At 69.4% G+C, this 19,608-nt stretch carries 17 protein-coding genes; 12 read left to right on the top strand and 5 right to left on the bottom strand.

Features of this window, described 5'->3' with window-relative positions; translation table 11 throughout:
- Positions 1 to 84 precede the first annotated feature (84 nt).
- On the top strand, positions 85 to 831 hold the full coding sequence (locus ENC19_RS16350; protein ID WP_164448043.1) for a thioesterase II family protein: 747 nt from the start codon (positions 85 to 87) through the stop codon (positions 829 to 831).
- Positions 832 to 934: 103 nt separating this feature from the next.
- Here the strand turns inward: ENC19_RS16350 and ENC19_RS16355 are convergent, their stop codons facing one another.
- Complete coding sequence (locus tag ENC19_RS16355; protein WP_164448044.1) at positions 935 to 1,714, bottom strand: thioesterase II family protein; 780 nt, start codon at positions 1,712 to 1,714, stop codon at positions 935 to 937.
- Positions 1,715 to 1,894: 180 nt separating this feature from the next.
- On the opposite strand from ENC19_RS16355, the gene ENC19_RS16360 reads away from it, so the two are divergent.
- From ENC19_RS16360 to ENC19_RS16375, 4 genes are all read left to right on the top strand, one after another.
- The gene (locus tag ENC19_RS16360; protein ID WP_208020924.1) at positions 1,895 to 2,203 is read left to right on the top strand and encodes an acyl carrier protein; all 309 of its coding nucleotides are present in this window, start codon (positions 1,895 to 1,897) and stop codon (positions 2,201 to 2,203) included.
- Positions 2,200 to 4,536, top strand: coding sequence for an amino acid adenylation domain-containing protein (locus ENC19_RS16365; RefSeq protein WP_164448046.1), 2,337 nt, complete (start codon positions 2,200 to 2,202; stop codon positions 4,534 to 4,536). Before ENC19_RS16360 ends, ENC19_RS16365 begins: the two co-directional genes overlap by 4 nt.
- An 83-nt stretch (positions 4,537 to 4,619) precedes the next feature.
- A complete protein-coding gene (locus ENC19_RS16370) occupies positions 4,620 to 5,972 on the top strand; it encodes a vanadium-dependent haloperoxidase (protein WP_164448047.1) in 1,353 nt (450 codons plus the stop codon).
- Positions 5,969 to 7,249, top strand: a complete 1,281-nt coding sequence (locus ENC19_RS16375; protein ID WP_164448048.1) for a hypothetical protein — start codon at positions 5,969 to 5,971, stop codon at positions 7,247 to 7,249. Before ENC19_RS16370 ends, ENC19_RS16375 begins: the two co-directional genes overlap by 4 nt.
- 93 nt (positions 7,250 to 7,342) lie before the next feature.
- Here the strand turns inward: ENC19_RS16375 and ENC19_RS16380 are convergent, their stop codons facing one another.
- Positions 7,343 to 9,115, bottom strand: a complete 1,773-nt coding sequence (locus ENC19_RS16380; protein ID WP_208020925.1) for an amino acid adenylation domain-containing protein — start codon at positions 9,113 to 9,115, stop codon at positions 7,343 to 7,345.
- Between the two features lie 259 nt (positions 9,116 to 9,374).
- On the opposite strand from ENC19_RS16380, the gene ENC19_RS16385 reads away from it, so the two are divergent.
- Positions 9,375 to 10,961: a (2,3-dihydroxybenzoyl)adenylate synthase gene (locus ENC19_RS16385; RefSeq protein WP_164448362.1), complete on the top strand. Its 1,587-nt coding sequence runs from the start codon at positions 9,375 to 9,377 to the stop codon at positions 10,959 to 10,961.
- 13 nt (positions 10,962 to 10,974) lie between these two features.
- Here ENC19_RS16385 and ENC19_RS16390 read toward each other — a convergent pair whose 3' ends face one another.
- Entirely contained in the window at positions 10,975 to 12,189 is a 1,215-nt protein-coding gene (locus ENC19_RS16390) for a cytochrome P450 (protein ID WP_164448050.1), read from the bottom strand.
- A gap of 299 nt (positions 12,190 to 12,488) precedes the next feature.
- Here ENC19_RS16390 and ENC19_RS16395 point away from each other — a divergent pair, with 299 nt between their 5' ends.
- From ENC19_RS16395 to ENC19_RS16405, 3 genes are read left to right on the top strand one after another with little or no spacing between them, the layout of a single operon-like run.
- Positions 12,489 to 13,250: an SDR family NAD(P)-dependent oxidoreductase gene (locus tag ENC19_RS16395; RefSeq protein ID WP_208020926.1), complete on the top strand. Its 762-nt coding sequence runs from the start codon at positions 12,489 to 12,491 to the stop codon at positions 13,248 to 13,250.
- Positions 13,251 to 13,291: 41 nt separating this feature from the next.
- Complete coding sequence (locus ENC19_RS16400) at positions 13,292 to 14,557, top strand: pyridoxal phosphate-dependent aminotransferase (RefSeq protein ID WP_164448052.1); 1,266 nt, start codon at positions 13,292 to 13,294, stop codon at positions 14,555 to 14,557.
- Positions 14,554 to 15,282 (top strand): tryptophan 2,3-dioxygenase family protein, encoded by a 729-nt coding sequence (locus ENC19_RS16405; protein ID WP_164448053.1) that lies wholly within the window; start codon positions 14,554 to 14,556, stop codon positions 15,280 to 15,282. Before ENC19_RS16400 ends, ENC19_RS16405 begins: the two co-directional genes overlap by 4 nt.
- 84 nt (positions 15,283 to 15,366) lie before the next feature.
- Here the strand turns inward: ENC19_RS16405 and ENC19_RS16410 are convergent, their stop codons facing one another.
- On the bottom strand, positions 15,367 to 16,077 hold the full coding sequence (locus tag ENC19_RS16410) for a MerR family transcriptional regulator (protein WP_166458699.1): 711 nt from the start codon (positions 16,075 to 16,077) through the stop codon (positions 15,367 to 15,369).
- A gap of 126 nt (positions 16,078 to 16,203) precedes the next feature.
- On the opposite strand from ENC19_RS16410, the gene ENC19_RS16415 reads away from it, so the two are divergent.
- The 3 genes from ENC19_RS16415 (at position 16,204) to ENC19_RS16425 (ending at position 18,830) form a co-directional block, all read left to right on the top strand.
- Positions 16,204 to 17,190 (top strand): ATP-binding cassette domain-containing protein, encoded by a 987-nt coding sequence (locus ENC19_RS16415; protein WP_164448055.1) that lies wholly within the window; start codon positions 16,204 to 16,206, stop codon positions 17,188 to 17,190.
- Positions 17,190 to 18,014 carry an ABC transporter permease gene (locus ENC19_RS16420; protein ID WP_164448056.1) on the top strand — a complete coding sequence of 275 codons (825 nt, stop codon included), beginning with the start codon at positions 17,190 to 17,192 and terminating at the stop codon, positions 18,012 to 18,014. The genes ENC19_RS16415 and ENC19_RS16420 overlap by 1 nt, the downstream gene beginning before the upstream one ends.
- A gap of 252 nt (positions 18,015 to 18,266) precedes the next feature.
- Positions 18,267 to 18,830, top strand: a complete 564-nt coding sequence (locus ENC19_RS16425; protein ID WP_208020940.1) for an LmbU family transcriptional regulator — start codon at positions 18,267 to 18,269, stop codon at positions 18,828 to 18,830.
- 16 nt (positions 18,831 to 18,846) lie between these two features.
- Here ENC19_RS16425 and ENC19_RS16430 read toward each other — a convergent pair whose 3' ends face one another.
- Entirely contained in the window at positions 18,847 to 19,476 is a 630-nt protein-coding gene (locus ENC19_RS16430; RefSeq protein ID WP_208020927.1) for a helix-turn-helix domain-containing protein, read from the bottom strand.
- Between the last annotated feature and the right edge of the window lie 132 nt (positions 19,477 to 19,608).

Here is a 19,608-nt window from a genome sequence, read left to right on the forward strand (position 1 = left end):
CCAATTTCTTTCACGAATTACCTGAGTGACGCCAGAACGACGACCATCCAGTGCAAAGCGGAAACCAATCGGAAGGACGGATCGATGAGCTGGATGCGGAAGAAGGGCTGGATACGCACGCTGACCACGGTCGAGGAGCCCACCGGGCGCCTGGTGTGTTTTCCGCACTCAGGAGGCTCGGCGACCGCCTTCAGCGACTGGGCGAACGCGATGCCACCAGGGGTCGAACTCGTGGCCGTCCAGTACCCCGGACGCGGTGACCGGTTCGCCGAGCACCTCGTGGACGACGTGGCCGAGATGGCCGGGCACATCGTGGTGGAGTTGCTTGAGCTGCCCTGCCGCGACCAGGTGCTGTTCGGGCACAGCCTGGGCGCCATGGTGGCGTACGAGACCGCGATGTTGCTGCGGGATATGAGGGTGGAACCGAGGAGGCTCTGCGCCTCGGCCTGCCTCCCACCCGGCCAGATGAAGAATCGGGACGTTCACCTGAAGCCCGATGACGAGTTCTGGGCGGCCATCTGCGCTCTGGGCGGCATCGACCCCCGGGTCGCCGAGATCGCGGAGCTACGGGAGTTGTTCATGCCGACGCTGCGCTCGGACCTGCGCGCGCACGCCAACTACCGGCCCGGCTCCGGAACCACGCCGCTGTCGTGCCCGGTGAGTTGTTATCACGGCGTCGGCGACCCGCTGGTGGACGAGTCGAGGCTGACGGAGTGGGCGGACGTCACCACAGGCGAGTTCCGGCTGACGGTGCGACCAGGCGGCCACTTCCATGTGTCCATCGATGTCGACGGGCTGGTCTCGGACATCATGGGCCGGGAGTGGGCGTGAGCAACTTCCCTGATGGCCCTCGATCACCGGTGGGCTGCCCTGCTCGACCAGTCGGCCGAGCAGGGCAGGCACCTGTGCCACGTGACGGGCGGTGGGCCGGCCGCTACCGGTGATCATGGAGTCGGTCGTCTGAGGCCAGGCCCTGGCAGATGGCCGCGGCCAGCTCCGCCGGTCGGCCGAGGAGCAGGTTGTGGCCCCCCGCCAGCGACACGACCCGAAACGGCCCGATGGTGAGGGTCGACCAGGCATCGATGTGGACCGGGTCGATGGTGTGGTCGTCGCGACCGTAGATGGCCACCGTCGGCGCGGCGACAGCCTCGACGGGCCCACCCCCGAACAGGTCCAACTCGTAGGTCTCGACGAGCTCGTAATCGGCGCGTACGGCGGGCTCGTAGATGTCGAGCAGTTCCTCGTTGGCAATGATCTCGGGCGGCAGGTACCCGTCGGTCACGACCTGCTTGAGGAACTCCTGTCGCGGCAGTTCCCAGGTGGGCGCACGCCGAACGCTGCCGGGCGCCGGATGCGAGGAGACGGCGAGTCCCCGCAGCTGGGCGGGGTCCATGCGGCGCGCCACCTCGTAGGCGATCGCCGAGCCGGAGCAGTGGCCGTACAGCACCACCGGCCGCCCCTGGGCATGGCGGAGCAGTTCGCCGGCGAGTTCGTCGGCAAGCCGGGACATGATCGTCACCACCGGGTCGCCGAGCCGGGACTCCCGTCCCGGCAGGCGCACGCCGAACGTGTCGAACGCGTCGCCGAGTTCGACACAGAGACTGCGCACGGTGGCCACCCCGCCGCCGGCGTGCGGAATGGCGTACAAGGCACACTCCTTGAGCCGGCTGCGCGAGACCTCTACGAACCACCGATTCTTCGTTCTCGTTCCCATGCACGTGAGGATTGCCGCGCCGACGCCCATGAGCGCCAACCCTGACTGACCTCTGAAAGATCCGCAGACAACGGCGGACCACCGCGGTGAGACTGGCACCGGCCGGGCACGGTCGGGGACCGGGCGGCACCGGCCGGCAGTTGCAGAGGCAGGGCACCGGGAGAGGACCGGAAGCGAGTGGTGAACGACATCGGATCGGCCGAGGTGGCGAACCCGGATCGCGACGGCAACGACGGCTCGGCGCGAGGGTTGCTGCGCGCCCACGTACGGGCCGGGTGGGCAGCCGCACTCCAACACGAACGGTTCGACAACGACGACGACTTCTTCGCCATCGGCGGGCACTCCCTGCTGATCGCCGAGATCATGGCCGGGCTCGGTGCGCTGGCCGGGACCCGCTTGTCGCTCAAGCTCTTCTTCGACCATCCGACAGTCAACGAGCTGACCGACGCGCTGGCGGCCCACGAGGCGTTCGGGTCGCTGGCCCGATGAGCGCCCCGCCAGCCCTGTCTCCGGGCGTGCCCTGGAGCGTATGGAACCAGACCGCACGACACTTCCGCGCCGACGTCACGATCCCCGATCTGCTCGCTGAGGCCGCCGAACGGCACCCGGACCGCCCGGCGATCGTGACCTCCGACAAGCAGGTCCTGACCCACCGGGAGCTGCACCGGCGCGCCAACCGCCTGGCGCGGCTGCTGCGCGATCTCGGCGTGGGACGGGGCGACACCGTGGCGCTCTTCGGCGAGCGTGACGCACCGGCCCTCGTCGGGCTGCTGGCCGTGCTCAAGTGCGGTGCCGCCTACGTACCGATCGATCCGTCGTGGCCCGCCCGCCGGGTGGTCGGGCTGCTCGACCAGCTCGACGTGGCCGCGGTGCTGACCGACCGCACCCACCTGCGCTCCATGCAGGAGCTTCGGTGGCAGGTGCGCTCGCTGCGCCACGTGCTCTGCCCCGACATCGCCGAGGAGTTCTCGTGGTCGGCCACCTTCCGGCCCGACCTCGTGGTGAACTTCTTCGACTTCGTGTCGAGCGCCCCCGACCAGCTTGAGGCCGCCGGCTTCAACATGCGCCGTTCGGAGCGTCCCTTCGACGAGAACGATGTGCAGCAGTACCGCGACCATGTGGCTGCCTTCGCCTTCGCCGCGACGGCCGCGGCACGACCCTCGATCCTCGAGATCGGGTCCGGGTCCGGTCTGATCGTCGAAGCCCTGGCCCCGCGCGCGTCGCGCTACGTCGCCGTCGACCCCTCACCGGTGTCCGTGAAGCGCAGCCAGGAGGGCGGGTTCCGCGCCGGCGGCGAGGTCGACGGCGTAGTGTGCTTCGCCCACGAGGTAGCCGAGCGGGTCCAGGGTCCGTTCGACGTCATCCTGCTGGCCAGCACCGTGCAGTTCCTGCCGGACCTCGACTACCTGCTCAGCGTCCTCGGGTCGCTGCTCGGGCTGCTCGCCGACGACGGCGTCATCGTGCTCGCCGACCTGATCGACCCGGATCTCAGTGACTATCCCGGCATCCGGGTCGCACCGCACTTCATCGAACATCTCCCCGAGTTCCTGCCCGGGGTGAGCGGCGCCAGCGTCCACCGCCGCCAGGTCGAGACGTTCGCCGGCGAGCTGGCCCAGCGGTACGACGCCGTGATCCGCGTGGCGCCATCCGGCGATCGCCCGGCGTCGGGACGCGAGCCGCTGTGGACCGGCCATCACATCGAGCTGCGCCCGAGCGAGCCGCTCGCCACCGGCCCGACGGCCGACGACATCTGCTACACCATCTTCACTTCCGGCTCGACAGGCGCACCCAAGGGAGTCGTCGTCACCCACCGGTCGGCAGTGAACCTCATCGACTGGGTGAACCGCAGCTACCGGGTCGGGCCGACCGACCAGATCCTCTTTGTCACCTCGTTCTGCTTCGATCTCTCGGTCTACGACATCTTCGGGGTGCTGGCCGCCGGTGGGTCCGTACGGCTGGCGTCAGCGGCGGAACTGGACGAGCCGGACACCCTGGTGGACCTCCTCGAACAGGAGGAGATCACCATCTGGGACTCGGCACCCGCCGCCCTGGCCATGGTCATGCCCTTCGTCCAGGTCCGCGAGCCGGCCGGGCGTGGCACGCTCCGCCTGGTCCTCCTCAGCGGCGACTGGATTCCGGTGCCGCTGCCCGACCAGATCCGGGCCGCTTTCCCGAACGCCGAGGTGGTGGCCCTGGGCGGCGCGACGGAGTGCACCGTCTGGTCGAACCACTACCGGGTAGGCGACGTCGACCCCGGGTGGCCGAGCATTCCATACGGGAAGCCGATGCAGAACGCCCGCTACTACGTACTCGACCACGGCCTGCGGCCCTGCCCCTACGGCGCGGAGGGCGATCTGTACATCGCCGGTGAATGCGTCGCCCTGGGTTATGCCCGGTCCCCCGGCCTGACCGCCGCCAAATTCCTCCCCGACCCGTGGGCCCACCGCACCGGCGAGCGCATGTACCACACCGGTGACCGCGCCCGTTGGCTGCCAAGCGGCGACCTGGAGTTCCTGGGGCGCCTCGACGACCAGGTGAAGGTACGCGGCTACCGAATCGAGCTGGGCGAGGTGCAGAGCGCCCTCCTACAGTGTCCGGGCGTCCGGGCCGCCTCGGTGGTGGCTCCCTCGGGGCCGGGCGGACGGACGCTGGCCGCCTTCTACGTTCCGACGGCCGAGCCGCTTCCCAAGGCCGAGGTCGTCGGTGCCCTCCAGAGGATCCTGCCGTCGTACATGGTCCCCACGCGCATCGTCGCCCTCGACGAACTGCCCCTGACCAACACGGGGAAGGTCGACCGGGCGGCGCTGCTCAGCCGGCTCTGAACCCGCCTGTGGCTGAACCCGACCGGTCCCGAACCGAACCCCTCACCGAACCCCCGTCCCGTATCCGATGGAAAGGCATGGCGATGACGACAAGATCTACCGAACCGTCCCTATCCCCCCTGGTTCCGGGGCTCTCCCGACGCGGCCTGCTGATCGCCGCGGCCAGCACCGCAGCCGGCACCGCGGGCCTGTTGATCCTGCCCACCAAGGCCGAGGCCGCCACGGCGTCGCCCCGGCACGGTTCCCGCCCGGACGTCGTGGGCCCCTGGTTCGACGAGATGCTGGCGACCTTCGCGGCGGCACCGACGGCCGGGCTGCCCGAGCGGATGTGGGCGATGAGCTGGATTGCCGCGTGGGCGGCGCTCAGCGCACGGCGGGCGGCACCGGTGCGCGCACCAGGGCAGCGGGCGGTGTTCGAGGATGCCGCCACGGCAACGGCGGTGCACGGTGTGCTGAAGGCACTGGTCCCCGGCCAGGCGGACAAGCTCGACGGGGTGCTGGCCGACTCGCTGGCCGGCCTGGCCGCGAGCGAGGCCAAGAAGGCGGGCATCGCCGCCGGTCGGGAGGCCGCGGCGGCGATGGTCGCGGTGCGTACCGGTGACGGCCTCGACCTGGCGTCGGTGAACGTGCCCTTCACGCTGCCGCCCGAGGCACCGGGGGTCTACCGGCTCACGCCCGGGGCGACCCAGACGGTGGCGGCCGGTTACGGGCTGGCCCGCCCGTTCCTGCTCGGCCGGGCCGATCGGTTCCGCCCGCCACCACCGCCGGCCCTGGGCACCGCCCCTTACCGGCGGGCCCTGGACGAGGTACGCCGTCTCGGCGGGGAGGTCTCCGAGCGCACCGAGGCGCAGAGCGACCTGGCGTGGCTGGACCCCCTGTCGCAGTACGTGCCGGTGCTTCGCTTGCTGGTCGGCGATTCGGCCCGGTCCCGCAGGAGCAAGGTTCGGCTACTGGCGGCGCTCGGCGCGGTCATCGTCGATTCCAGCATCGCCACCTTCGACGCCAAGTACGCCCTCCTGCACTGGCGGCCGGTCACGGCCATCCGCGACGCCGACACCGACGGCGATCCCCGCACCGCCCCCGACCCCACCTGGAACTCGTTCCTGCCGACGCCGCCGCATCCCGAGTACCCCAGCGGCCACGCGGTCACCGCTGGGGCCGCCGAACAGGTGCTTTCGCAGCTGGTCGGACCCTGCACCCCGATGGCGTTCTCGATCACCTTCGCCCGCGGTGACGGCCGGGTGGTGACCCGCAACTACCGGCGTGGCACGCCGTGGTCGACGCTGACGAAGGAGAACATCGACGCCCGGGTCCTGGCGGGTGTCCACTTCCGCTACTCCGACGAGGTCGGCGCCGCGCTCGGCCGCCAGGTCGCCCGCTACGACCTGTACCTGTTGGCGCGCGGTGGCGTCGGACCGGTGCGGGTGACCTGGTGACGGGAGTCCGCACCCTGACGGTCGTCGCGATACTGGCACTGACGGCGACCGGCTGCTCGCATCAGGTGGAACCGGTCGCCGCGCCCGGCGACGTGCTGGGCGTCGCGACGCTTGCCAACACACAGACCACCCACGGCCTCATCGCGAACCCCCATCGCAGAGGCACCGGCAGCACGTCGTCCGGGCCGGGTGGCGCACCCGCCGAGGCGCTCAGCCGGTTCCACGACCTCGGGTCGCTCGCCGGACCCGGTACGCCGAGTGAGGCCACCGACCTCAACGACCGCGGCGACGTGGTCGGCGTGACGTCGCTCCCGGGCACCCAGACGGCCCACGCCTTCATCGCGAACCCGCGGCACAAGGGCGGCCACCTGATCGAAATCACGCCGTCGCAGGCGGGTAGCTCACGAGCGCAGGCGATCAACCGCTTCGGCGTCGTCGCTGGCACGCTCGGGCTGGGCATCGGGCCGCCGACGCCCGCGCCGGACGGCAGCCAGCCACTGCTTCAGCCTTTCGTCTGGGAAGCGCGCACCGGGCTCGACGTCCTGCCGCTGCCGCCCGGCGCGGGCGGTGCCCAGGCCGTCGACATCAACGACAAGGGCACGGTCCTCGTGGTCGGCACCAACGCCACGGGGGTCGGTCTTCCCGTGGGCTCGTACCTGTGGAACCCGGCCAGCCGCACGTACACCACGCTGCCGCCACCCACCACGTCGGTCACCGGACCGGTGGCCCTCGCGCACACGCTCGACGAGCGCGGCGGAGTGGCCGGTGGGCTGGTCACCCAGGTCGGCGAGCAGTCCTGGCACCACACGGCGGTGGTATGGCAGCCCGGCACCCTCGCCGTGCAGCAACTTCCCACCGGCGGCTCCGCCGACACGTATGCCACCGACCGCAACGAGAACGGGTTGATCGTCGGTTGGCGGATCAACGCACCCGGCCAGTCCACCACGGCCATCTACTGGCCCAGCGCGAACGCCCAACCGGTGGAGCTTCCCGGTCGGGTGGCGTACCGGGTCAACGACGCCGGCCAGATCGTCGGCATCCGCAACTTCACCGGCTCGTCGGCGTACCCGTTCAGCGCGGTTATGTGGGAGCCGCGCCGGGGACGCACGACCCGCCTCGGCGACAACGACCTGGGCTCGTACGTCATCGCGGTCAACGCCTCGGGCCGGTCCGCCGGCTTCGCGGTCGCGACGCGCAACGGAAACAACCACAACACCGCCGGTTGGTGGGACCCGCCCCGGCGTGGCGACTGCCCCAGGCACTGTAGCCCCAGGTAGCCGATGGATCCCCTTCGGGCGGTGCCGGTCCGGCACCGCCCGAAGGGGGTCTTTCCTGTGTGGCCGGAACGCTGGTTCGGTTCCTCGTCGGCGTCAGGGGCGCCCGGTGGGGATGGATTCGTTCGACGCCTGCACGACCAAGGCGAGCTCGGACAGGGTGGCCGCCTCGAACACCGCCCGGATCGGCACGGTGATTCCCCACTCGTCGCGGAGCCGTCCGGCGAGCCGGGTCGCCAGCACCGAGTGGCCGCCCAGTTTGAAGAAGTTGTCGCCCGGCCTGACGTCCGGCACCGCCAGAAGCTCCCTGACCAGCAGACATAGCCGGCTCTCCACCGAGGTCGGATCATCGCCGGGAGGACCGGCCGGGGCTGCTGCGTCGGGGTGCGCCGCCGACTCGGCGAGGTCCCGCAACGCCGCCCGGTCGATTTTGCCGTTGGCGGTGACCGGGAGCCGCTGTAGCACCTGCACCGATGACGGCACCATGTGTTCCGGCAGGGTCTCCGCCGAGTGTGCGCTCAGTTCGGCAGCCGAAACCCCGGCGCCGGCCACGGTGCTGACGAAGGCGGCCAGGCGGGCGCCCGCGAGGTCGCCGACCACGACCACGGCGGCGACATCCACCGCAGGGTGGGCCGCCAGCCGCGCCTCGACCTCGCCGAGCTCGACGCGGAAGCCACGGATCTTCACCTGGTCGTCGCCGCGGCTGGCGAAGACCAACTGCCCGTCCGCGCGGCGGTGGCCCCGGTCGCCGGAGCGGTACATCCGGCCGCCGGGTGGGCCGAAGGGGTCGAGCACGAACCGGCTCGCCGTCAGGCCCGGCCGGTTCAGGTAGCCGCGGGCTAGGCCGTTGCCGGCCAGGTACAGCTCGCCGTCGCGGCCGTTCGGAACCGGGCGCAGGCGCTCGTCGAGGACGTACACCCTGTTGCCCGACCACGGCGTACCGATGGTGATCTCGTCGGAGGTGGCGATGGGCCCGGCGATGGTCGACCCGACCGTGGTCTCGGTCGGCCCGTAGCCGTTGTACATCCGCCGTCCCGGCGCCCACTTGGCCACCAGCGCGCGGGTGCACGCATCGCCGGTCGACATCAGCGTGCCGCCGACGAGCACATCGTCGGGCTCGGTGACGCTCAGCGCGACCGGGGGCAGCACGGCGTGGGTGACCGCGTACCGGCGCAGGGTGTCGCGCAGCGGTTGGCCCGGGAGCAGTTCGTCGGCCGGGGCCATGATCAGTGTGGCACCGGACAGCAACGCCGCCGACCAGTCCCAGAACGCCGCGTCGAAGCTGACCGACGCCCACTGGAGCACGCGGTCGCCCGGCCGGGGCGCGATGGAAGCGGTCTGGGCGGCCACGATGTCGGCGACGCCGGTGTGGGTCACGGCGACGCCCTTGGGCGTACCCGTCGAGCCCGAGGTGTAGATGACGTACATCAGGTTGTCCGGGCGCAGCGGAGCGTTGCGACTCTCGTCGGTCAGCTGGTGATCTGGCCGCGACTCGATCTCCCGCGCCGTGTCGGGGTCGTCCACGACAAGTTCAGCGACCGGCACCCCGAGTTCCAGCGACACCTGCGCCATCCGGACCAGCAGCGTGGGCCGGGCGTCCTGCACCATGTACGCCAGTCGCTTGGCGGGGTACTGCGGGTCCAGCGGCAGGTAGGCGCCGCCGGCCTTGAGCACCGCCAGCAGCACTACCATCAGCTCGTCGCACTTCGGCATGGCCACCGCCACGGTGGTGTCGGGGCCGACGCCGCGCTCGACCAGCACCCGCGCCAACCGGTTTGCGCGGGCGTCGAGTTCGGCATAGCTGACGAGGCGGTCGCCGAAGATCACCGCCACGTGGTCGCCCGAGCGCGCAACAACGGACTCAAACAATTCCGCAACGGTGGGCACCTGCTCACTCCGTCCTCTCGGTACTGGGTACGAGGGCGCTGCACGGGGCCCGAACCTAGCTGCTCGCTCGCGCGCCGGTGCCCGGCCGCGAAAGGATTGCGACAGGGCAAGTGCCGCCACGGACGCTCCTTTCGCGTCCCTGTCGCCGTGCCGTCCGGGCCGCACGGCTTGGGTCACGCTGGGGCAATGGCGTCGAGACGCCGTGTCTGTTCAACTACCTCGACTCTGTTGGGTGGAAGCGATGCTCGATGGTTGTGTGCCCTGGCCCGAGGAACTTGCCGCGCTCTACCGCCGCGAGGGGTACTGGCAGGGACGGCCGCTGGGAGACCTGCTGACCGAGGCATGTGCCCGGCACGCCGACAAGACCGCACTCGTCTGCGGCGAGCGGCGGATGACCTACGCCGAGCTGTCGAGGGCTTCCGCGGACGTCGCGGGCGGGCTGTTGGACCTGGGCATCGAACCGTTGGACCGAGTCGTCGTCCAGCTGCCCAACGTGCCCGAGTTCGTGGTGGTGGTCTACGCGCTGCTGCGGATCGGCGCCATCCCCGTCATGGCCCTGCCGGGACACCGTAAGGTCGAGCTGACCCACCTGTGCGCACATTCGCAGGCGGTCGCTCTGGTCGTCGTCGACCAGGTCAAAGGCTTCGACCACCGCGCGCTGGCCCGCGAGGTACGGGCCGAGGTGCCCGCACTGAAGCATGTCGTGGTCGCCGGTGACGCCGAGGAGTTCACCGCGCTGGCGGACCTGTACCGGCGGGGGCGTGACCTGCCTGCCGTCGACCCCAGCGAACCCGCGCTGTTCCTGCTCTCCGGCGGCACGACCGGCCTGCCCAAGCTCATCCCACGCACGCACGACGACTACGCCTACAACATGCGCGCCACGGCTGATGCGCTGCGGTTCGGCGCGGAGGACGTGTACCTGGCGGTCAACCCGGTCGGCCACAATTCCGCGCTCGGGTGTCCCGGCGTCCTCGGCGCACTGCTGGTCGGCGGCACCGCAGTGCTCACCTCCAGCGTCCGGCCGGACGAGGTGTTCGAGCTGTTGGAGCGGGAGCGGGTGACGCTCACGACGCTCGTGCCGCCCGTGGTGCGGCTGTGGCTCGACGCCGCCCGCAAGTCGGACGTCCGGTTCCCCAACCTCATGCTCCAGGTGGGCAGCTCCAAGTTCGACCCCGCACGCGCCGCCGAGGTCCGGACCAGCCTCGGTGCCGTGCTGACACAGTGGTTCGGCGTCGGGGAAGGGCTGCTGACCTACACGCGCCTGGACGATCCGGAGGAGGTCGTTCTCGCCACCGAGGGACGTCCGCTGGCCGCGCACGACGAGATCCTCGTTGTCGACACCGACGGTCGGCCCGTACCCGATGGCGCCGAGGGCGAGCTGCTGGTGCGGGGTCCCTACACGATCCGCGGCTACTACCGCGCCGAGGAGCAGAACCGGCGCTCGTTCACCCCCGACGGCTACTTCCGCACCGGCGACATGGTCCGCCGGCGGCCGGACGGCAGCATCGTCGTGGTCGGGCGGATCAAGGACATCATCAACCGCGGCGGGGAGAAGGTACCCGCCGAGGAGATCGAGGAGCACCTTCTCACCCACGCCGCGATCCGCGACGCGGCGGTGGTCGGCGTGGCCGACCCGGTGCTGGGCGAGAAGACCGTCGCCTTCGTCATCCTCCGGGACGAGCCGATCAGTCCGGCGGCTGTCAAGTCCTTCCTCCGCGAGCGCGGTCTGGCCACCTACAAGATTCCGGATCGGGTGGTGTCGATCGAGGAGTTCCCCCGCACCGCCGTCGGCAAGGTCGACAAGGTCACCCTGCGCACATCGTGGTGAGGGCTTGGCCGGGTCAGCGACCCGTGAAGGCGACGGGCAGCGAGCTGTGGCCGTTGAGGAAGTTCGAGTAGACGCGCCGGGGCGACCCGGCGGACTCGATGCGCGAAACGGTTCCGACCAGCGCGGTGAGCAACGCCCGCAGCTCGGCGCGGCCGAGGTAGGCGCCGAGGCAGAAATGCGGGCCATGGCCGAACGACAGGTGCTTGTTCGGGGTACGCGCCACCTCGAACCGGTAGGGCCGGTCGAACTCCCGCTCGTCGAAGTTGGCCGAGAGGTTCCACAGGGTGACGATGTCTCCGGCCCGCACCTGCTGGCCCCGCAGCTCGAAGTCCGTGGTGGCGGTACGGGCGAAGTGCATGGCCGGCGTGGCCCACCGCAACACCTCCTCGACCGCGGTGTCGATCGCAACGTCACCGTCGCGTACGGCCCGCCACTGGTCGGGGAAGTCCACGAACGCCTTGACCGCGCAGATCGCCGACATCCGTGAGGACTCGTCACCGCCGAGGATCAAGCTGTAGCAGTTGAGCGCGACGTCGTCGATGGAGAGCGGCTCGCCGCCGACGGTGGCAGTGGCGATCATGCTGATCACGTCGTCGCTCGGACTGGCCCGCCGCTGCTCGGCCAGATCCATGAAATAGAGCAGGATCTGGTTGCGGGCCTCCAGCGCGGCATACAGGTTGGCGTCGGCCTCGTCGGAAGAGAGGGCGTTCTTGTTCCACCGCAACAGGTCCGGCCGGTCCGCCGGCGGGATCGACAGCAGGTCGCAGATCGTGCCCATCGGAATGCTCTCGGCCACCTCGGTGGCGAAGTCGAAGGCGCCGGTACCGGTGACCCGCCGGATCAGCTCGTCGGCGCGTCGATGGACCTGCTCGACGACCCGGCCGAGCACCCGGGGGGAGAACGCGCGGAGCATGACGTTGCGCAGTTCACGGTGGCGCGGCCGATCGGTGACCGCGAGCATCCGCCCGCCGGCGGAGTCCTCGCCCCGGAGCAGCACGTCCAGCACGGTGCCGCGCGCCGAGCTCAACCTCGCGGCGTCGGTGTAGGACGCGACCACGTCGACATATCGCGATACCACCCAGAAGCCGGGGCGGTCCTCGCGGCCCTGGTACCAGTAGACGGGATTGTGGTCACGCACCTCGGCCCAGAACACGTGCGGGTCGTAGCGCACGAACGTCGTCGGGTCGGTGAGGTCGAGCGCGCTGGTACTGGCCGTGGGCGAACTCATCGACAGAACCTTCCGTACGGGATCCGGAGATCCGGCGGCGAAGTCGTAACTGCCCGCATCGTCACAAGCCTCGGTAGGGCCGCGGGCGCATCTGGCTCAGTTCTGTCGGAATGGATGCCGATCCGCCTGCCAGGCGGGAGATTGGAGCTCGAACACCAGTCTGGTCGAGGCGGAGGCCATGTTCACAACCGCTCATCGCGTTACCGGATGCGGATATCGGCCGTGCACACCTCGGCGGCCGGCCGTCCCAGCCAGCCACGCCGTCGGTGTCCCCAACCGAAGCCGAGGCGTGGCCCGCCGTGGCTGAGCGGGGCGACGGCATCGCCGGTCGTACGGTGATCGTCACCGGGGCCGGCACGGGACTGGGACGGGCGATCGGCGAACGACTGCTGGCCCGCGACGCGAACGTGGTCGCGGTCGGGCGTCGCGAGGCGGCGTTGCGGGAGCTGACCGGAGACGGTGGCGGGCAGGTCGCGACCGTCGCCGCCGACATCACCGAGCCGGGCGCGGCGGAACACGTCGTCGCCGCCGCGACCACCCGCTTCGGTACGGTGCACGGTCTGGTCAACAACGCCGGGCTGGCCCGCTTCGCGACGCTCGACACAGCGTCGGACGAGGACTTCGACCGGCTGCTCGCCACCAACGTCCGCGCACCGGCCGCCCTGATCCGCGCGGCCCTACCCCACCTGCGTGAGCATCGGGGCGCGGTGGTGAACGTGTCGTCCGTCGGTGGCGTGCTGGCCATGCCGGGGCGGTCCTTCTACGGCGCCAGCAAGGCCGCGCTGAACAGTTTGACCCGATCGCTGGCCCGGGAACTGGCCCCGGACGTCAGGGTCAACGCCGTCCTACCCGGACCCGTGGACACACCGATGTGGGACGACATGGGCCTGGACTCCGTGAAGTCCGCGTCGCTGCGGTCGTCGCTGCTCGCGGCGACCCCTTTGGGCCGGTTCGGCCAGCCCGCCGAGATCGCCGGGTGGGTGTGCGGCCTGCTCGACCCGGAGTTCTCCGGCTGGATCACCGGAGCGCTGATTCCCGTCGACGGCGGTCGCACCTCCTGATGCCCTCCGCGTACCGCCGTCACGATCGAAACGGAGATTAGATGCCCCTGCCAAGCCCCTATCCCAACCTGCTCGACGGTCCCTCGGTCGCGTCGACGATTCCGTCGTCGGAGCTGCATCGCGTCTTCCGCGATGCCGGCGAGCGCGAGCGCATCAGCGGTGTCCCGGTGACCAAGCTGCATGTCGGCGAGCCCTACTTCACCCCGCCACCCGAGGTCGCGCAGGCGCTGGCGGAGGCGGTGACCGCAGGGCGCACCGACTACACGGCGGTCGAGGGGCTGCTGGAGCTCCGCGAGCGTCTGGTGGAGAAGCTCGCTGACCAGAACGGCGTGGACACCGATGTGTCCCGGCTCTTCGTCACCCCCGGCTCCTGTCAGGGCCTGGCCGCGCTGATGCAGGCCGTGGCCGAACCCGACGCGGAGATCCTGCTGCCGGAGCTGCACTGGCCCATCCACCTGCAGCAGGCGCTGCTCGCCGGTCTCCGTCCGGTGTTCTACCCGCTGGGACGCGACTACCGGACGGACCCCAAGTCGGTGCTGGCGGCCTCGACCGCGAACACCAGAGTGCTGTTGATCAACTCACCCGCCAACCCGACCGGGGCCGTCCTCGACACGGCGACCCTGAGCACGCTGATCGACATGGCGCGCGCCCGGGGCTGGCAGGTCATCAGCGACGAGGCGTACGAGCACTTCGTCTTCGACGACGAACACGTCTCGACCGCGTCACTGGAGTGGGATGTGCCGGTCTCCGAGCGGATCGTGCACAGCTCCTACTCCTTCTCGAAGAGCCTGGCGATGACCGGCTACCGATTGGGGTACGTCAGCACCGCCAACGACCGGACCGCGCACGCCTTCCGGATCGTGCAGGAGGCCAACCTCATCGCGATGTCGACCCCGGTGCAGTACGCGGGGCTGGAGGCGCTGCGGCTGGGACACGTGGTGCGCGAGAACCGTGCCATGGTGCTCAGCAACCGCGATGCGGTGCTGCCCGCCGTACGCGACGCCGGCCTGCTGCCCGAACTGCCCGCCGGTGGCTGGTACGCAGTGCTCGACGTCGCGCCGACCGGCCTGACCGCCGAGGAGTTCGCCACCGGGCTGCTGGAGACCCGGAACGTGGCGGTGGTTCCCGGCACCGGGTTCGCGCTGATGCCCCGCCTGGACGCCCGGGGCCGGGTCATCACGGTCGAACCGGCGCCCTGGTCGCGTCACCTCATCCGGATCGCCATGTGCGTAGCGCCGTCGGTGCTGCGCAGCGGCGTACGCGAGCTGCTGGAGTTCGCACGAGAACGCCCCGGGACCGCCCGATGACGACCCTGACCTACGCGGACTACCTGCAGGTCGACACGCTGCTGTCCCTCCAGGAGACCCGCGCCCCGGACACCGCGAGCCGGTCCGTGGTACTGGCTGAGCATTTCTTCATCGTCACCCATCAAGCCTGCGAGCTGTGGCTCAAGCAGGTGACGTACGACCTCGACGCCGCGGCGGACGCGATGACGCCGCCCTACGGACCCGAGGACGAGGAGCTGGCGCTGGAATTTCTCCAGCGCACCGCTGAGCTGCTCCGGGTACTGCACGAGCAGGTGGTCGCGCTGGAACGGTTGCCGCTGCGTCACTTCGCCGAGTTCCGCCCGTTCCTCGACGGGGCGAGCGGTGCGCAGTCGGCGCAGTTCCGCCTGCTCGCGCGGCTGCTCGGCGGCGAGCGTCAGGAGGGCCGCCTCTACCGGGCCTTCGAGCGGCTGACCGAGCACAACGGCATCAGCGTCACCGAGGTCTGCGCGCGGGGCCCCGGCGCCGGCGTGCTCAACCGCATCGCCGACAGCCTGCTCGACGTGGCCAACGGCTACTGGCGGTGGAAGATGACCCACCTGGCGCTGGTCTCGAAGATGGTGGGCAATCGCAACGGCACCGGCGGCAGCAGCGGCGTCGACTATCTGGCCCGCCGGATCACCCTGCCCTTCGCCCAGCTGCGGCAGCTTCGGGCGCAGGTTCACGACGCGTTGGTGTGGGAGCAGCCGACTGCCCGCACGCAGTGAGATCGGGGTGGGTGGAGTCGGTACGGCCCCACCCGCCCGGAACAGTCCCGGCGCAGCGGGTCACGGGAGGCGTCGGGCACCAGATCAGTTCTCCTCCATCGCCAGGTAGCTGGCGAGTTGTGCGGCGGCGTTCAGCATGGCCAGGCCGCGCGCGGTGACGCGCTGCCGCCAGTCCGCGAGGGCCGCGGCCAACGCCTGGGTGTCTCCGGCCGCCCGGACCTGCTGCACCACGGTGGCTATCAGCTCGAGCGGATAGCGACCGCGCCGCAGGAAGTGCGCCAGTTCCGCGTCGCGGACGTCGCTGGCGTCGTACATCCGGTGCCCGGTCTCCGGCCGGCGGACGGGCGCGAGTACGCCCGACGTCTCCCATTTCCGGATGGTCGCCACATTGACGCCGAGCCGGTGCGCCAACTCCCCGATGCTGTAGGGCTGAATGCTCTTCGGGGCACGCCAGGTGCCGGTCGAGCGTCCCGTCAGGTGACTCAGGACCTCGGCGACAGCGTCCAGGGTGCCTCGATCTCGCAGCAGTTCGGCATGACTGCGGTCGATGGTTGCTAATGCCTCGTTCAACCGTCCGGCAGTGATGTCCCGCATGATCGCGCCGCTTTCGGCGTACCCGTGCGCCGGGATGAGGGCGCGGTACGCCCGTAGCGCTGCGGCGTGCTTCTCGGTGTACCGCCGGTAGCCGCTCTCCGTACGCCGAGCGGGCGGGATGAGACCATCACGCTCGTAGTTGCGTACCGATTGCGGGGAAAGGCCGTGCTCATGGGCGAGATCAGCCGGACGGAAATACATCACGTTTGAGACTATAGCGACTCGTCGCCGCTCATTCTGCGGTCAAAGCTTCTAAAGGAAGTTCAGGGGTAGATTCCAGGATCAGCACGCCGACCTTCGTTGGCCCCTTTGAGAGGAATCCTGGAGATGCCAGCAGCGATTGAAGTAGCTGGACTGTGCAAGAGATTCGGCTCGGTGACCGCTCTCGATCACCTCGAACTAACCGTTCCGGAGGGTACGGTGCACGGTCTGCTCGGACCTAACGGTGCGGGCAAGACCACCACCGTTCGGGTTCTGACCACCCTTCTCAGGCCGGATGAGGGGAAGGCCGAGATATTCGGCTTCGACGTGCGGCGCAACGCGCTACAGGTGCGCTCCATCATCGGCCTGACCGGTCAGTACACCACCGTCGACGACATGCTGACCGGGCGGGAGAACCTGCACATGGTCGGCAAGCTGTTCCGGATGTCCACGCCGGACATCAAGGTGCGGGCGACCGAACTGCTGGAGCGCTTCGACCTGACCGAGGCGGCCGGCCGGCAGGCGAAGACGTACTCGGGCGGTATGCGCCGCCGGCTGGACATCGCCGCCACCCTGATGAGCCGGCCCCAGCTCATCTTCCTCGACGAACCTACCGCCGCCCTCGATCCGCGCAGTCGCATGGACGTGTGGCGCATCGTCAACGAGTTGGTCGAGGAGGGCACCACCGTTCTGCTCACGACCCAGTACCTCGAGGAGGCCGACCACCTCGCCGACTCGCTGTCCGTGATCGACAGCGGCAAGGTGATCGCCAGCGGGGCGCCGGACGAACTCAAGGCGGAGGTCGGCCAGGCGTGGGCTGACGTGACTCTCATCGACGCCGCCGCGGTCGAGAAGACCACCCAGATCCTGCGCGAGAGGTTGGGTACCGAGCCGGTCGGCGATCCGGAGGCCATGCAGGTGCACGCGCCCCTCCCCGAGGGCATGACGCTCAACGAGCTACTCAATCCGCTGCGCGATTCCGGCATCGCAATCGCCGACGTGGCCGTCCGCCGGCCCACGCTCGATGACGTGTTCCTCGCCCTCACCGGGCACACCGCCACGGCCCGGGCATCCGAAGACGTGAAGAGCAAGAAGAAGGGTGGTAAGCGGTGATGGTCTCCACGTCCCTGAAACCGCGGCTCGATGCCGCCGCCGCACGGCAGCAGACCGGCCTGTCCTGGTGGCTGTCCGACGCCTGGCAGATGGCGCTGCGCAATCTGCGGCACCTGACGCGCAGCCCTGAACTGGTGATGTTCTCGCTGGTTCAGCCCGTCATGTTCATCCTGCTGTTCGCCTACGTCTTCGGCGGGGCGATCAATGTTGAGGGCGGGAACTACCCCCAGTTCCTGCTGCCCGGCATCCTGGTGCAGATGGTGTTGTTCGGTTCGGTCGCCGGCACCACGATCGGCATCTCCACCGACATGGACCGCGGCCTGATGGACCGGTTCCGCTCGATGCCAATGAGCCGGTCCGCGGTCCTCGTCGGGCGTACGCTGTCGGAGATCCTTCGCAACGTCGTGTCGATGCTGGTCGTGGTGCTCATGGGCCTGCTGATCGGCTTCCGCTTCCAGGGCGGGGTCCTGTCTGCCCTCGGCGGACTCGCGCTGCTGTTGCTGTTCGGCTACGCGCTCACCTGGGTCGGCGCCATGATCGGCCTCTCGGTGCCCAACCCGGAGGCGGCGCAGTCGGCCGGCCTGATCTGGATCTTCCCGTTCAGCTTGATCTCGTCGGCGTTCGTACCGACCGAGTCGATGCCGACCTGGCTGCGGGTGTACGCCGATGCCAGTCCCATGACCGCGACCGTCAACGCGCTGCGCGACCTGTTCAACGGCAATCCGCCGGGGCTGGATGTGCTGCTGACGGTTGCCTGGTCGGTCCTGCTGATCACCATCTTCGCTCCGCTGGCGACCCGTAAGTACAGCCTGCGGTCGAGGTAACCGGAAACACCCGCAAGGCCGCCTTTGTCGGAAGGGCGGCCTTGCGGGTGGCATCCCGCGCGCGCCGATCACACATGCACGGCGCGAGACGGAAAAAGAAAGCAGAGATAGCGAATTACCCGACTGTCGGGGAGGTTGAGTGGGATGAGCGCGGGTAGCCGATCGTCACGCAATGCCGTAGCAGCGCTCCGGGTGGTCCCTGCAGCAACGGCTGGCGTTCCGAAGCAACGCCCAGCAGAGCCGGCCCAGGTGATGCTGACCAGGGTCGGTCTACGGTTGCCCGAACGAATGAGCTTCGAACACTGGGAACGAACCGGCGCCCAACTCTCCGGTATCGTCGACTCCTCGTCCTGGTGCCTGGGCGACTGGCTGGTGTACGGCAAGGAACAATACGCCGACCGCTATCGGCACGTCGTCCAGGCTGTAGGACTGGACTACCAGACCCTACGCAACTACGCCTGGGTCGCCGGCCGCTTCCCACTGGCCCGCCGTCGAAGCGGCCTCAGTTTCCAACACCACGCCGAAGTAGCCGCAATGTCTCCCGACGAGCAGGACCGTTGGCTCGACGAGGCCGAAACCCAGATCTGGTCGGTCAAACAACTTCGCGCGGCCATCAAAGCGACCCGCTCCGACCGCACAACAGAAACCATCAGGACCGCACTGATGCCCCGCATTCCCATACCCGACCGACGCCTTACCCGATGGCGCCAGGCCGCCCACCAATCTAGCGTCGAACTCGATCAGTGGATCGTCTCCACCCTCGACCGGGCCGCAGCAGAGACCCTCGACAAGACCACCCATGACGAAACTGAGTAGCCATCGGCCGGCGATGTCAGCAATGATCGACAGCCGAGGGCTTGCTGGCCACCGCGGCCCATGGGGACTTTTCTTCCAGCGCGTAGCCACGGCCCCAGGCCGTAACTATGTCCAGATCGAGCGGCGCGATCCGCTTCCTCATTCTCATGATGTGCAGATCGAGGGCGTTTCGCGTTGATGTCGAGTCGCGCTTCGTGAGGATGGCCATCAACTCCCAGCGGTAGACCACCTGGCCGAAGCGTTCGACGAACAAATCCATGAGTTCGAGGTGCGTACTGGACATGACGACGGACGCAGTCCTGAACGACAACGTCCCGGCCGGGTCGAGAACAGGCGTACGCCGGTCATGAGAACGCTGCCGGAGAGCGGCCACCCGAGCGTCAAGGTCGGATGGCGAGATCGGCGTACGAACCCAGTCCTCACGCGGATCACTGCAGACCGGCGGCTCTGCTCCGCCCTCGACCACCAGGAGGCACGGGATCCGCTCCTCACGGCACAGGTCGCGTAGGTGTCGCTCGGCCGGCCAACGGACGAACTTGACGTCTTCCCTGGCTGGCCGGGGCGAGCGACCCTGGGCACAACCACCCGAACGACGGTAGGAGCCTTCGCTCCGGCGGCTTCCGGAAACCGACATCAGCAACTCCACCAGAGTGCACAGAATTCATCGGAGCTGGTTGACAAATGTCACGGCGACGGCTGGCCGAGATTCGACGACATGGAGCTCCGCAGTCGGGAGACGCGCCGCAACCGCAATTAACCATGACGACCGTGGATACGT

The sequence above is a fragment of the Verrucosispora sioxanthis genome, from assembly GCF_010560025.1.
Lineage (GTDB): Bacteria > Actinomycetota > Actinomycetes > Mycobacteriales > Micromonosporaceae > Micromonospora > Micromonospora palythoicola.

Coding starts and splice junctions, on each gene's coding strand:
- ENC19_RS16350 (WP_164448043.1), top strand. CDS start 85: ATGAGCTGGATGCGGAAGAAGGGCTGGATACGCACGCTGACCACGGTC.
- ENC19_RS16355 (WP_164448044.1), bottom strand. CDS start 1,714: ATGGGAACGAGAACGAAGAATCGGTGGTTCGTAGAGGTCTCGCGCAGC.
- ENC19_RS16365 (WP_164448046.1), top strand. CDS start 2,200: ATGAGCGCCCCGCCAGCCCTGTCTCCGGGCGTGCCCTGGAGCGTATGG.
- ENC19_RS16370 (WP_164448047.1), top strand. CDS start 4,620: ATGACGACAAGATCTACCGAACCGTCCCTATCCCCCCTGGTTCCGGGG.
- ENC19_RS16385 (WP_164448362.1), top strand. CDS start 9,375: ATGCTCGATGGTTGTGTGCCCTGGCCCGAGGAACTTGCCGCGCTCTAC.
- ENC19_RS16390 (WP_164448050.1), bottom strand. CDS start 12,189: ATGAGTTCGCCCACGGCCAGTACCAGCGCGCTCGACCTCACCGACCCG.
- ENC19_RS16400 (WP_164448052.1), top strand. CDS start 13,292: ATGCCCCTGCCAAGCCCCTATCCCAACCTGCTCGACGGTCCCTCGGTC.
- ENC19_RS16405 (WP_164448053.1), top strand. CDS start 14,554: ATGACGACCCTGACCTACGCGGACTACCTGCAGGTCGACACGCTGCTG.
- ENC19_RS16410 (WP_166458699.1), bottom strand. CDS start 16,077: ATGTATTTCCGTCCGGCTGATCTCGCCCATGAGCACGGCCTTTCCCCG.
- ENC19_RS16415 (WP_164448055.1), top strand. CDS start 16,204: ATGCCAGCAGCGATTGAAGTAGCTGGACTGTGCAAGAGATTCGGCTCG.
- ENC19_RS16420 (WP_164448056.1), top strand. CDS start 17,190: ATGGTCTCCACGTCCCTGAAACCGCGGCTCGATGCCGCCGCCGCACGG.
- ENC19_RS16425 (WP_208020940.1), top strand. CDS start 18,267: ATGCTGACCAGGGTCGGTCTACGGTTGCCCGAACGAATGAGCTTCGAA.